At 72.7% G+C, this 11381-nt stretch carries 14 protein-coding genes and 1 tRNA gene; 6 read left to right on the forward strand and 9 right to left on the reverse strand.

Annotation, left to right across the window (positions count from 1 at the left end; genetic code table 11):
- Positions 1 to 13: 13 nt before the first annotated feature.
- From AB0C78_RS11780 to upp, 4 genes are all read right to left on the reverse strand, one after another.
- The gene (locus AB0C78_RS11780) at positions 14 to 538 is read right to left on the reverse strand and encodes a hypothetical protein (protein ID WP_360745511.1); all 525 of its coding nucleotides are present in this window, start codon (positions 536 to 538) and stop codon (positions 14 to 16) included.
- Between the two features lie 58 nt (positions 539 to 596).
- Positions 597 to 1127: a PH domain-containing protein gene (locus tag AB0C78_RS11785; protein ID WP_151540952.1), complete on the reverse strand. Its 531-nt coding sequence runs from the start codon at positions 1125 to 1127 to the stop codon at positions 597 to 599.
- Between the two features lie 148 nt (positions 1128 to 1275).
- A complete protein-coding gene (locus tag AB0C78_RS11790) occupies positions 1276 to 1536 on the reverse strand; it encodes a hypothetical protein (protein ID WP_151540953.1) in 261 nt (86 codons plus the stop codon).
- A gap of 232 nt (positions 1537 to 1768) precedes the next feature.
- Entirely contained in the window at positions 1769 to 2407 is a 639-nt protein-coding gene (gene upp / locus AB0C78_RS11795) for a uracil phosphoribosyltransferase (RefSeq protein ID WP_360745515.1), read from the reverse strand.
- Between the two features lie 84 nt (positions 2408 to 2491).
- Between upp and AB0C78_RS11800 the strand changes: the two genes are divergently transcribed.
- On the forward strand, positions 2492 to 2863 hold the full coding sequence (locus tag AB0C78_RS11800; protein WP_360745518.1) for a hypothetical protein: 372 nt from the start codon (positions 2492 to 2494) through the stop codon (positions 2861 to 2863).
- Between the two features lie 199 nt (positions 2864 to 3062).
- Complete coding sequence (locus tag AB0C78_RS11805; protein ID WP_151540955.1) at positions 3063 to 3548, forward strand: tRNA adenosine deaminase-associated protein; 486 nt, start codon at positions 3063 to 3065, stop codon at positions 3546 to 3548.
- 4 nt (positions 3549 to 3552) lie between these two features.
- Here AB0C78_RS11805 and AB0C78_RS11810 read toward each other — a convergent pair whose 3' ends face one another.
- Positions 3553 to 4851 (reverse strand): alkaline phosphatase family protein, encoded by a 1299-nt coding sequence (locus AB0C78_RS11810; protein ID WP_360745521.1) that lies wholly within the window; start codon positions 4849 to 4851, stop codon positions 3553 to 3555.
- A 161-nt stretch (positions 4852 to 5012) separates the two neighbouring features.
- Here AB0C78_RS11810 and AB0C78_RS11815 point away from each other — a divergent pair, with 161 nt between their 5' ends.
- The 3 genes from AB0C78_RS11815 (at position 5013) to AB0C78_RS11825 (ending at position 6035) form a co-directional block, all read left to right on the forward strand.
- Positions 5013 to 5450 carry a hypothetical protein gene (locus AB0C78_RS11815; RefSeq protein WP_151540958.1) on the forward strand — a complete coding sequence of 146 codons (438 nt, stop codon included), beginning with the start codon at positions 5013 to 5015 and terminating at the stop codon, positions 5448 to 5450.
- Positions 5451 to 5454: 4 nt separating this feature from the next.
- Positions 5455 to 5937, forward strand: coding sequence for a tRNA adenosine(34) deaminase TadA (gene tadA / locus AB0C78_RS11820; protein ID WP_360745525.1), 483 nt, complete (start codon positions 5455 to 5457; stop codon positions 5935 to 5937).
- Positions 5938 to 5947: 10 nt separating this feature from the next.
- A tRNA-Ser gene (locus tag AB0C78_RS11825) sits at positions 5948 to 6035 on the forward strand.
- A 105-nt stretch (positions 6036 to 6140) separates the two neighbouring features.
- Here AB0C78_RS11825 and AB0C78_RS11830 read toward each other — a convergent pair.
- The 4 genes from AB0C78_RS11830 to AB0C78_RS11845 form a co-directional block, all read right to left on the reverse strand.
- Positions 6141 to 7715 (reverse strand): serine/threonine-protein kinase, encoded by a 1575-nt coding sequence (locus AB0C78_RS11830; RefSeq protein WP_360745528.1) that lies wholly within the window; start codon positions 7713 to 7715, stop codon positions 6141 to 6143.
- Positions 7716 to 7813: 98 nt separating this feature from the next.
- On the reverse strand, positions 7814 to 8695 hold the full coding sequence (locus AB0C78_RS11835) for a DMT family transporter (RefSeq protein ID WP_360745552.1): 882 nt from the start codon (positions 8693 to 8695) through the stop codon (positions 7814 to 7816).
- Entirely contained in the window at positions 8695 to 9387 is a 693-nt protein-coding gene (locus AB0C78_RS11840) for a phenylalanine--tRNA ligase beta subunit-related protein (RefSeq protein ID WP_360745531.1), read from the reverse strand. The genes AB0C78_RS11835 and AB0C78_RS11840 overlap by 1 nt, the downstream gene beginning before the upstream one ends.
- Positions 9388 to 9485: 98 nt before the next feature.
- Positions 9486 to 9923 (reverse strand): MarR family transcriptional regulator, encoded by a 438-nt coding sequence (locus AB0C78_RS11845; protein WP_360745534.1) that lies wholly within the window; start codon positions 9921 to 9923, stop codon positions 9486 to 9488.
- Between the two features lie 87 nt (positions 9924 to 10010).
- Between AB0C78_RS11845 and AB0C78_RS11850 the strand changes: the two genes are divergently transcribed.
- Positions 10011 to 11237 carry an alpha/beta hydrolase gene (locus tag AB0C78_RS11850; protein WP_360745537.1) on the forward strand — a complete coding sequence of 409 codons (1227 nt, stop codon included), beginning with the start codon at positions 10011 to 10013 and terminating at the stop codon, positions 11235 to 11237.
- Positions 11238 to 11381: the final 144 nt, after the last annotated feature.

Below are 11381 nucleotides of genomic sequence, written 5' to 3' on the forward strand. Positions count from 1 at the left end.
TCTCGCCCCGCCTCTACACCGCCCCGCGAACCTCTCGCAACCACTCCTCCAGAACCCGGTAATCCCCCTCCCCCAGCCCCACCCGCGCATCGACCCGATGCAGCAACCCCCGCCCCCGATGATGCGCGGCCACCCAGGCGCGATCGGCGTCGGAGATCTCGTCGTCGACCCAGGCGAAGGGCCGTCCGGCCGCCCACGCGACGAGCGTCCGCGTCTTCCAGTGCAGGCCGTTCCGGGCGTCCCGCTCGTCGGCGTCCGACGGGTCCGGCCAGGCGACCACCGCCAGTTCCGGCAAACCGAGTCGCGGAGCGATGCGGTCATTCGCGTCCGCCATCCAGGACGTCGCCCAGACCAGTTCGCACGGGAGGGCCGTCAGGCGCGGGCCGTGGGCGGGGTTCAGGCGGGGGAGGAGGGGATGGGAACCGCTTCCCGCGTGTTCTAGACGGCCCGTCTCATATGTCGGGTACGGGTGCGGGGACCCGAACGGAATGAGGGGGCCGTCGACGCCGAGGAACAGCAGCGGAACGGAACCTGCCACGACCGAACCGTAGCGGCCGGAATCCGGCGGGGCAGCGGGTGCCGCGGTGGGCGCGGGGTCAGTCGTCGGCGGTGGCGTTCTTGTTCGGGAAGATCATTTCGCAGACCTCGAGGTAGAGCTGCTCGGGGTACGGCAGGTACGGGACGTTCGACAGCGCCTGCTCCTGGCCCGCCGACTCCAGCACGAACTCGCCGTAGCCGAGCATCCGGCCCGCGATCGTCCGCTTGAAGCTCATGTCGGTGACCTTCGCCAGCGGCATCATCGCGACCTTGCGGGTGATCAGGCCGGTGGTCAGCAGCATCCGCTGGTTCGTGATCACGAAGTAGTCGACCGACCATTCGGCGACCCGCCAGACGAACCAGGCGAGCAGGATCAGCCACGCCCACCAGATCCAGCTGATCACCGTCCCGGCCTGGCTGGCGACGGTGTTGCTCAGCACGCCCGCGACGATCAGCCCGCCGAGGACGAGCCCCACCGGGACCATCAGCACGGCCGGATGCCGGCGCACCGTGATCACCTGGTTCTCGTGCGGGAGGAGGTACTTGTTCACCGAGGCCGGGGCCGAGTCCCCCGGGGTCACCAGCCTCATCGCGGCCTCGGGCCGGAGCGGCGCCCGTCGGGCGGGGCCGCCGCGGCCCACGTCATGTGCTTGCTTGCGGGCACGGCTGCCTCCCGGAGCGTCGACCCACGGACCCCGGTTCAGTTTCGCACAGCCGCAACCCCCGGCAAAGCAAGGGCTATGGCGCGTTGTCGAGAGACGACCGGCGCGCCCGGCGGCGCTTCTCGGCCGCCACCGTGGCGAGCACCTCCAGGTGCCGGCGCGCGATCCGCTCCACGAGGTCCGGGGTCGCTCCCCCGCACACCTCGTCCGCGCCGTGCCGCGCGGCGGACACGCACCGGTCCACGGTGTCGGACTGGTGGACTCCTTCGAACTCCTCGGTGAGCCGCTCGCCGATCGCGGCGTAGCGCGGCAGGTCGCCATCCCCTTGGTGAGTCATCGCGACTCCTAGGCCTCGCTCGCGCCGCCCGGTCCGTAACGGTCCCCTGTGCCGGGGCGGCGGAGGGGAACGCGCACTGACGTTCCGTAGCGCGTTCGTACCCCTTGCCACCAGGAACGAACATCCGGAACGCGCAGCACGCCCGGATCACGCTCCCCCGGCGCCGGCGCCCCGTCCGCGCCCCCGCCGGCCGGCCGCCTCGGTCAGGCGGCCGCGTCGGTCGGACGACCGGTCAGACGACGCCGTAGAGGCGGTCGCCGGCGTCGCCGAGGCCCGGCATGATGAAGCCCTGCTCGTTCAGGTGCGAGTCGATCGCGGCGGTGACGACCCGGATCGGCGCGGCCGTCCCGGCGAACGCCTCCTCCAGGTACTTCAGTCCCTCCGGGGCCGCGAGCAGGCAGATCGCGGTGACGTCGTCGGCGCCGCGGTCGAACAGCAGCTTGATCGCGGCGGCGAGGGTGCCGCCGGTGGCGAGCATCGGGTCCAGCACGTAGCACTGTCGGCCGGACAGGTCGTCGGGCAGCCGGGTGGCGTACGTCTGGGCCTGCAGGGTGCCCTCGTCCCGGATCATGCCGAGGAAGCCGACCTCGGCGGTCGGCAGCAGCCGGGTCATCCCGTCCAGCATCCCGAGCCCGGCGCGCAGGATCGGCACCACGAGCGGCTTGGGGCTGGCCAGCTGGACGCCGCCGGTCTCCACGAGCGGGGTGGGCACGGTGACCGGGGCGACCCTGACGTCACGGGTGGCCTCGTAGGCCAGCAGGGTGACGAGCTCGTCCGCGAGGCGGCGGAACGTGGGGGAGTCGGTGCGGACGTCCCGCAGCGTGGTGAGCTTGTGCGCGACGAGCGGATGGTCGACGGCGAGGGTCTGCATGCGCACACCGTAGCCCACCGTCCGCGCGCCGCGGCGGGGCCCGCAATCTTGGGTAGACGCCACTGAGCTGGGCACTATGGCGATATGAGCAGCGACAGCGATCGGCGGCCGGCGCGGGAGGGCGAGCCCGCGCCCGACCCGCCGGGGCCGGGGCCCGGTCCCGCGGAGAGCGCGCCGCCGGCTCCCGACTCCCTGGTCCCCCCGCCCGAACCGGTGCCGTTCCCCGTCGACGCCTCCGACGTCGACGAGGCGGTGAGCGATGTCACAGCGGGCCCCGAGGCGGCCGGCGCGGGCGACGTCTCGCCCGAGCAGGTCCGCGAGCGGCTGCGCCGCCGCGCGATCTTCCTCAGGGAGCTGGCGGAGGCGCGGGAGCTGCGGCGCCGCGTGACGCCGCACAGGTCACGGCGTGCCCGGATCCACGCGGCGCTGCGGCGCCGCACGTTCCGCATCAACTGACCGGACGGGCACCGGCGGGCGCGCCCCGGTTCGCGGCGCGCCGGCGGGGATCGAGTAGGTTCGTGCCCTTGGGTACCGGAAAGCGGAGCTGACTCCCCGCTTCACGCGGCGGTGCGGCGCCGAGTTTGGCGGTGGGGCACGCGAGCGCGCGCCGCATCTGCGACCATGCCCAGGCAGGAACGGCGCCGGTGGGGTGGAAATGACGGATGTGGACGCGACGGACTTCGCCGTCGTGGTGTACCGCGAGGACGACCGCTGGGAGGCCGAGATCCTCCCGGTGGCGCTGACCGAGGATCTCGCCGGGCTGATCCATGCCCTGCGGCAGCAGCCGAGCCTGGGCGGGACGGTCGGGCTCGTGTCGGTGGGCGACGACTTCTTCGTGGCGATCCGGCTGCTCGGCGACGAGGTGATGGTGTTCCTGTCGGACGTCACGGCGTCGGTGGACTGGCCCCTCGCCGGCCAGGTCCTGGACTACCTGGACATCCCGATCCCGGAGGACGAGGAGCTCGACCAGGTGCTGCCGGTCGGCGACATGTCGATCTTCGCGGACCTCGGGCTGGACGAGATGGAGCTCGGCGCGATCTCGGGCGACCTGGAGCTCTACCCGGACGAGATGCTGCTCAGCATCGCGGGCCGCGTCGGTTTCGCGCCCGCCTTCGAACGCGCCCTCGACGCCGTCGGGTAACGCGCTACTTGAACCCGTGGGTGAGGGCGTAGGCGTTGAGCTGGGCCCAGTCGTCGCCCGTGTGGGAGTGCTGCGGGTCGAGGCAGCCGAGGGTGAGCGGGCGCGGGACGTCGTAGTGCGGCGCGGTCAGCTTCGGGGCGCTCTCGAAGTCGAGGACCTCGGCGATGTTGCGGGCCGCCGCGTCCCGCACCGACAGCGGTTCGAGGCCCCAGCGCCATTCGATCGCCTTGAGGACGGACGTGTGGTCGTACACCTCGTGGGCGATGGCGCCGCGCCGGGCGCGCGGTGAGATCAGCAGGCAGGGGACGCGGAAGCCGCGCAGGCCGGTGCCGAGGTCGGGGCGCGGGTCGGGGCCGGCGGGCGGCGGGACGTGGTCGAAGAATCCGCCCCACTCGTCGTAGTTGATCACCAGCAGGGTGCGGTCCCAGTTCGGCGAGTCGATGATCGCCGTGTAGACCTGGTTGAGGAAGCTCTGGCCGAACCGGATGTCGGCGAGCGGGTGCTCGTCCTCGGACAGGCCGGGCAGCGCCTCCCCGACGAAGCCGGGCTCGACGAAGCTGACGGCGGGCAGCCTGCCGTGCTTCGCGTCGTCGTAGAAGTAGTTGATGTGGCGGCTGATGTCGAGGTGCTTGAGGCCCCACAGCGCGGTGAACGGCACGTCGCTGAAGTAGTAGTGCGCGGGGATCTTCTTCTCCTTCAGCCGGTCCCAGACGGTGGTGAGCTCGGAGAAGGTGAAGGTGTTGGAGATCCGGTCGGTCTGCCCGGCGTGCTGGAAGATCCGGTTCGGGAACGTGGACGACATCACGGCGGCGAAGTAGCGGTCGCAGAGCGTCCAGTCGAGGGCGGCGTGGCCGTGGAAGCCGAGGTCGGGGCCCTTGAAGTAGCCGATGGAGAAGACGTCGTTCTCGCCGGCGCGCAGCCACCCGTCGCAGGCGCCGCCGTTGTACTCGGTGCGTCCGCCCTCGTAGGAGTGGTCGGGGTCGTTGAACCCGCACCCGTAGGGGACCTTCAGGTGGTGGGTGTCGTGGGCGTTGCCCTGCGCGTCGGTGAACGTGAGGCCGGCCTGCACGCCGTCGGCGCCGGGGACCCAGCCCATGTAGTGGTCGAACGACCGGTTCTCCATCATGACGACGACGATGTGGTCGATCCCCGAGTCGCCGGGGTCGGGGAGCGCCGAGACGGGCGCCCGGACGGTCGCGGCGGCGTCGGCCGCCGTCCCGCCCGTCCCGCCGGCCGCGATGAGCGCGGCGGCACCGGCCGTCCCCGCGAGGAACCCGCGCCGCGTCAGTTCGTCCTTGCCCATGGTTCTCCTCCCGCCCGCCTGGCGGTGAGAAGTATCACGATCATTGGGGCACCAGGGGAAGAACCGCAGCGGTCCACCATGGGACAAAACCCGAAATATCCTCACGACCGAAAGCGCACAAGGGCTGTGACCGCAGCGACCCCGTGGGTCACAATGAGCAGGTGCCGTACTTCGCCGCCGTCTTCGCGCAGAGCCCGCAGGGCTGGGTCGGGACCGAGGCCGTGCTCGCCGAGGCCGAGCACGTCGACGACGTCGCCGACCTGATGCGGGAGGCCGCCGTCGAGTCCTACGGGGACCCGGTCGTCCTGCTGGTCGAGCAGGACGACGACTGGTTCGCGGTCGTCCGGCTCGACGGCGACGACGAGCCCCGCGCGTACGTGTCGACCGTCCGCGAGGACGGGCTCGCCGCGCTGTTCCACCAGCTCGTCGGGGAGGTCCCGGACGGCGACGCCGGCGGCGACCCGGCGCTGCTGGAGGACCTCGGGATCGATCCGGACCAGCTCAGCGACCTGGGCGAGCGCGCCCTGCCGGGGGACGCGCTGCTCGCCGTCGCCGAGCGCGCCGGGTTCGGCGAGGAGTTCGACCGCCTCCGTGACTGACTCCGTGACCGACTCCGTGACCGAACCGGACGAGGAGTACGGCGCGGCGATGCGCCGGGCGCTGGACGAGGCGCGCGCCGCCGCCGCCGACGGCGAGATCCCGGTCGGCGCCGTCGTTCTGGACGGCTCCGGCACCGTGATCGGGACGGGCCGCAACGACCGGGAGCGCAGCGCCGACCCGACCGGGCACGCGGAGATCGTCGCGATGCGCGCCGCCGCGAAGGCGCGCGGCGAGTGGCGGCTGTCCGGCTGCACGCTCGTGGTGACGCTGGAGCCGTGCACGATGTGCGCGGGCGCGTCCGTCCAGGCGCGGGTGGACCGGATCGTGTACGGGGCGGTCGACCCGAAGGCGGGCGCGGTCGGGTCGCTGTGGGACGTCGTCCGGGACCGCCGCCTCAACCACCGGCCCGAGGTGCTCGCGGGCGTGCTCGCCGCCGAGTGCGGCGCGCTGCTCTCCGAGTTCTTCGTACACCGCAGAGTCCGGTAGGCTTCCCCGCGGTGGTGTCGCCTAGTGGACGAGGGCGCACGCCTCGAAAGCGTGTGAAGTGCAAGCTTCCGTGGGTTCGAATCCCACCACCACCGCCACCGGCCATGACCTGGCCGACGCTCGGGGCGGGACTGCGGTCCCGCCCCGAGCGTTTTCTCGTTCGCCGTTCGCTGTTCGCCGCCCGCCGTTCGCCGCTCGCCCGGTCAGCCCGCGGGTCGCTGCCGCAGGGCCGCCGCGAGCCGGCGGGCGTACGCCGCTTCGCTCTTGGCCGCGGTCTCCGACCCCTCGCCGTCGATGATGCCGATGTCGGCCGTGAGATTGTCGACGCGGAACATCAACTGCGGCGCACCGAAGGGGTCGGAGGCGTCGACGTAGTGCGCCTCGTCCCCTACTCCGGAGAGGGGATCGCCACCACCCGCGTTCATCACGGCCGCATGCGCGTTGTCGGCTCCCGACTCCCCGTTCTTCTTGCCGTACCGCTTGAACTCGACGGTGATGCTCCCCCGGTCTGCGAACTCCTTGGGCAGGACCGACCAGGTGCACTGCACCGAATCCTTGGTGCCCGGCGGGCTCTTCGTCGGAGAGACCTGCGCGTCCTCGATGCTGGGCGTCGGGAGACCGGCGCAGGCAGGGGGCGTGGAGAACCTCCCGTCGTCCACCGAACGCCCCATGGGGTTCTCCAGCAGGAACCAGCCACCCGCGACCACGGCGAGGATCCCGGCCGTCGCCAGGAGCCAGGCCTTCAGCGAGATCGGCGAATCCTCGTCCACGGCGACCGTCGGGGGCGCCGGCGCCGTCACGGCCTCCGTGACCGGTCTCGTCTTGAGGCCCGGAGGCGCAGGTGAAGGCGGGGGCAGCGCCGCCCCCTGTCCCTGAGGCGGAACCTGCGCAGGCGGGGGAGCCTGCGCCGGCGGGGGAGCCTGCTGCGGAACCGGCGGCCGCGCCTCTGGCCGGGGCGCGGGAACGGCACGGAGCCGCTCGGCGACGGTGCGGGCGTCCGGCGGCCGGTCCCGCGGATCCTTGGCCAGCAGCGCGTGCACGAGCTCGTCGAGATCTCCGGGGACGTCCGGACGCACGTCGCGCGGCCTCGGCGGATCGGTGAGAACGATCTCGCGGATCAGCGCGTGCAGGCTGTCCCCGCCGAACGGTGTCCGGCCGGTGAGCAGGGCGAACAGCACCCCGCCCAGCGCGTACAGGTCCGTCCGCGGCGTCGGCTCGTGCGCCTTCTCGAACTGCTCGGGGGCCATGTACGCGGGCGTCCCGAGGATCGCGCTGCCGGTCAGCTGCGTGACCTGGTCGGCGTACCGGGCGATCCCGAAGTCCATGACGGTCACCAGGTCACCGGGGCGGGCCATCACGTTGGCGGGCTTGACGTCGCGGTGCACCACGCCCTGCTGGTGGGCCGCGTGCAGCGCGTCGGCGATCCCCGCCGTCAGCCGCCTCGCCCGCTCGACCGGCAGGCCCCGCGGGTGGCGTTTCAGCACCGCGGACAGGTCCTCCCCGTCGAGGAGCTCCATCACCAGGAACAGCAGGTGGCCGTCCTCGCCGGCGTCATGGACGACGACGATCCCCGGATGGCGGAGCCGGGCCATGATCTCCGCCTCGCGGCGGAACCGGCTGGTCAGCCGGGCGTCCGCGCCCGCCGGCGCAGTGAGGATCTTGACCGCGACCGGCCGGCCGAGCCGCTCGTCCAGGCCGCGCCAGACCTCGCCCATCCCGCCGCGTCCCAGCAGGGAGTCGAGCTGGTACCTGTCCGCCAGTCTCAGCCCGGTACGCACTGTCCCTCCCCCTGGCCGCCCACGGGCATCCGATCATGGATACACCGCGGGGCACCCCCTTTTCCAGAGATCGATCAGACGGCCGGATCGCGGCGGGGTCAGCCGACGGTGACGAGGGCGACGCCCGCCACCGCGATCGCCATGCCGACGCGCTGCACCGCGCGGAGCCGCTCGCTGTAGGCGATCCTCGCCAGCAGCACCGTGATGGCGGGGTAGAGCGAGGTCAGCACGGTGACGAGGCTCAGCAGGCCGTCCTGGACGGCCAGGTAGTACAGGGCGTTGGCGCCGGAGTCGAGGACGCCGGACAGCAGCGCGAGGCCGATCATCGTCCGGCCGCTCACCCACGGGCCGCGGTCGCCGCCGCGCGTCCGGAGTGCGATCAGCAGCGCCGTGAACACGACGGTCAGCGTGCCGACGCGGGCGGTGGCGATCGGCCAGAGCCCGGCGCCGTCCCCGGCCGCCTTCAGCATGATGAAGAAGATCCCGAAGCAGGACCCGGACACCAGCGCCATCAGCGGGCCGCTGTCCAGGGGCCGGCGGAGGAGGGAGGCGGTGGCGGACGGCTCGTCCTCCGCGCCCTTCTCCATGCTGACCAGGCCTATCGCGAGCAGGCACAGCAGGACGCCGAGCAGGGCCGTCTCGTCCATCCGCTCGCCGCGCAGCACGCCGACACCGACCGGCAGGACCGCGGAGGCCAGCGCGGACACCGGCGCGACGACGTTCATCGGCCCGCGGGCGAGCGCGCGGTAGAAGGCGATGAGGCCGACACCGCCGGCGAGCCCGCCGAAGAAGCCCCAGGCGAGCGGGCCCGCTGCGGGGGCGCCGCCGGCCAGCAGCGCGGCCCCGACGGCGACGAGCAGCCCCATCGGGGCGGACAGCACCAGGGTCTTCAGCGCGGTGGACCGGCGCGAGACGGCGCCGCCGAGGAAGTCGGCGACGCCGAACGCGACGGCGGTGACGAGGGCGAGGGCGGTGACCATCACGTCCCGCCGATCAGCCGGCTCTCGATCCGGACGTCCGGGGAGATCTCTCGCAGCCGGGCGGCGAGGTCGTCGCCGGCGGCGTGCAGCCGCTCCAGGGGGTACGGGGCGAGGCGCTCCAGCAGGAACAGGCCGTTCTTGGTCGTCTCGGTGAGCCGGGTGCGGACGCACTGCCGCCAGTTCCAGCGCCGGCAGGTGACGCCGGCGTCGTCGCGCCAGACGACCTCGCCGGCGTCCGGGTGCTCCACGGCGGGCTCGCCGCCGGCGACCACGTCGAAGGGCTCGTCGCCGGTGGCCCTGACGAGCCGGGCGGGGCCCTGGTAGGCGTCGAGGTCCTCGCCGCCGATGGGCAGGGCGTGGGCGACGCTGACGGCGTTGTAGGCGTCGACGACCCGGTTGATGGCGGGGAGCGTCTCGGCGCGGCGGAGCAGGGCGTCCACGGAGGGCCGGGTCCGCTTCGGCTTGGCGCCGAACGCCCGGTAGGCCTCGCGCCACGCCTCGACGTGCGGGTCGCCGGCGTCGGCGTGCTCGCCGGCGGTGCGCAGCCAGGCCTCGGACGCCGCGTCGCTGGGGCCGTTGTGCAGGCCTTCGGCGGTCATGACGAGCACGGCGAAGTCGGGACGGAGCTCCCGCACGGCCTCGTCCACGGTGATCCGCTCCAGCATCCCGTTGCTCCCCTTCCGGACGGTCATTTGAGTGAACTCGAAAGTGCATCATACCGACCGACGGGGCGTCCCGGGCAATCCGTTTCCTGCAACACGCGGGCGCCGCCGGTTGTTCTCCGGCGGGCTCACTCGGGATCGGGGAGCGCGCGGACCAGGTCGAGCAGGCGCCGGACGTCCGGCAGGACGTCGACGAGGCCGGCCTCGGCGAGCGCTTCGGCGGCCTGGTCGAAGAACGGCCGGCGGGCGGCGACGATGCGCTGGACGAGGTCGCGGCCGGCGGGGGTGAGGGTGAGGTCGGTCCGCCGCCCGTCGTGCGGCGAGGGGCTGCGGTCGATCCACCCGGCGGCGGTGAGGCGGTCGGCGAGGCGGCTGGGGTGGCCGGGGTCGGCGGCCATCCGGGCGCCGAGGTCGGCGATGGAGACCGGCTGCCCGTCGGCGATGATCAGCAGCGCCTCGGCCTGGACGGCGGTGACGCCGAGCGGGCGCAGCAGGCGGCCGAACCGCCGCTCGACCTCCCGTTGCGCGGTCTTCAGGGCCATGAGCAGTTCGAGTACGGGCTCCACGGGGGGAGTCTATTGCTTTATGTGTCATGACATGCATATGCTCGGCGCCGGGAAAATATGTGTCATGACATGGAAATGGGGCCGCGGATGCGCAGGATCAGGTTCTCCCGGACGCCGGCGTTCGACTTCGAGGCGCTGCGCGGGCTGTGGGCCGCGGCCTACGACGGCGGCGAGTTCGGCGAGGTCGCCGCCGTCATGGCACGGGTCCGCAGGGGCGACTTCGAGTCCTGGTACCGGGAGTGGTCCGCGATGGCGGAACGGGTCGCGGCGCGAGGACGCGCCTACGGCGAGCCCGTGTCACGCGGTACCGCGCTGCTCCGGGCCGCCAACTACCAGCGGCAGGCCGAGTTCTTCCTGGACCCGGCCGACCCGCGCCGCGCCGCGACCGCCGCGTCCGGACGGGACCTGTTCGACGCCGGGCTGCACGCCCTCGGCACGGACATCACCCGCACCCGCATCCCCTACGACGGCGCGGACCTGGAAGCCCTGTTCATGCGCCCTGAGGGCCCGGACTCCCGGACGGTCCTCGTCGTCCAGGGCGGCTTCGACTCCACGCTCGAAGAGCTGTACTTCATGCTCGGCGCCGCGGCCGTCCGGCGCGGCCACTGCGTGCTCATGTTCACCGGCCCGGGCCAGGGGTCGTCGCTGCGCGAGCACGGCATGCCGTTCACCGCCGAATGGGAGCGGCCCACCGCGGCGGTGCTCGACTGGCTGGACGGCGTCGTCGAGCCCCGGCTGCTGGTCGGCGCCGGCATCAGCTTCGGCGGCCACCTCCTCGCCCGGGCCGCCGCGTTCGAGCCGCGCTACGACGGGATCATCCTGTACGACTACTTCCCCGGCATGCTCACCGCGTTCCTGCACAACGTGCCCCGGCCGGTGCGCGGCGCGTTCCAGCGCATGCCCTGGTGGATGCGGCGCGCCGTCCCCCTGTACGGCAGGTTCGACGCCCAGGCGCGCTGGGGGATCGGCAACGCGCTCTGGACGTTCGGCGCGCGATCGCTGCCCGCCCTGATCGACGCGATGCGCCCCTTCGACGACCGCGACTGGGCGGGCGAGATCACCGCGGACAGCCTCGTCCTGCTGGCCGAGCGCGAGCACTTCTACGACCCCGCGCTCGGCCGCGACTTCGCCGCCCGGCTCACCGGCGCCCGCTCCGTGCGCGTCCACACCTTCGCCGAGGCCGACGGCGGGCACCTGCACTGCCAGAACGGCGCCCTCCAGCAGGCGCACGAGGTGATCTTCGACTGGGTCCACGGATTCGAACATTCAGTGGTGACCACGGAGGCGACCCGTACTCCCGCTGGGGAAGGCTAGGACCACGGCGATGGACCGGGGCGGAACGCGCCGGCGATCAGGAAACACCCACTAAGAGGGCGTTTGGTCCTTATATATGGAGAATTTGCAGGTTCTCGTGCGAGCTAGCCGCGGCCGGACAGAGAGATGAGAGATAGCTGTTTT

This window comes from Actinomadura sp. NPDC048394, from assembly GCF_040651755.1.
Taxonomy (GTDB): domain Bacteria; phylum Actinomycetota; class Actinomycetes; order Streptosporangiales; family Streptosporangiaceae; genus Spirillospora; species Spirillospora montaniterrae.

Excerpts from the sequence above, each read along its gene's own strand:
- AB0C78_RS11810 (WP_360745521.1), bottom strand. The coding sequence starts at position 4,851 with ATGGGCAAGGACGAACTGACGCGGCGCGGGTTCCTCGCGGGGACGGCC.
- AB0C78_RS11790 (WP_151540953.1), bottom strand. The coding sequence starts at position 1,536 with ATGACTCACCAAGGGGATGGCGACCTGCCGCGCTACGCCGCGATCGGC.
- AB0C78_RS11850 (WP_360745537.1), top strand. The coding sequence starts at position 10,011 with ATGCGCAGGATCAGGTTCTCCCGGACGCCGGCGTTCGACTTCGAGGCG.
- AB0C78_RS11805 (WP_151540955.1), top strand. The coding sequence starts at position 3,063 with ATGACGGATGTGGACGCGACGGACTTCGCCGTCGTGGTGTACCGCGAG.
- upp (WP_360745515.1), bottom strand. The coding sequence starts at position 2,407 with ATGCAGACCCTCGCCGTCGACCATCCGCTCGTCGCGCACAAGCTCACC.
- AB0C78_RS11785 (WP_151540952.1), bottom strand. The coding sequence starts at position 1,127 with ATGAGGCTGGTGACCCCGGGGGACTCGGCCCCGGCCTCGGTGAACAAG.
- AB0C78_RS11800 (WP_360745518.1), top strand. The coding sequence starts at position 2,492 with ATGAGCAGCGACAGCGATCGGCGGCCGGCGCGGGAGGGCGAGCCCGCG.
- AB0C78_RS11835 (WP_360745552.1), bottom strand. The coding sequence starts at position 8,695 with ATGGTCACCGCCCTCGCCCTCGTCACCGCCGTCGCGTTCGGCGTCGCC.
- AB0C78_RS11840 (WP_360745531.1), bottom strand. The coding sequence starts at position 9,387 with ATGACCGTCCGGAAGGGGAGCAACGGGATGCTGGAGCGGATCACCGTG.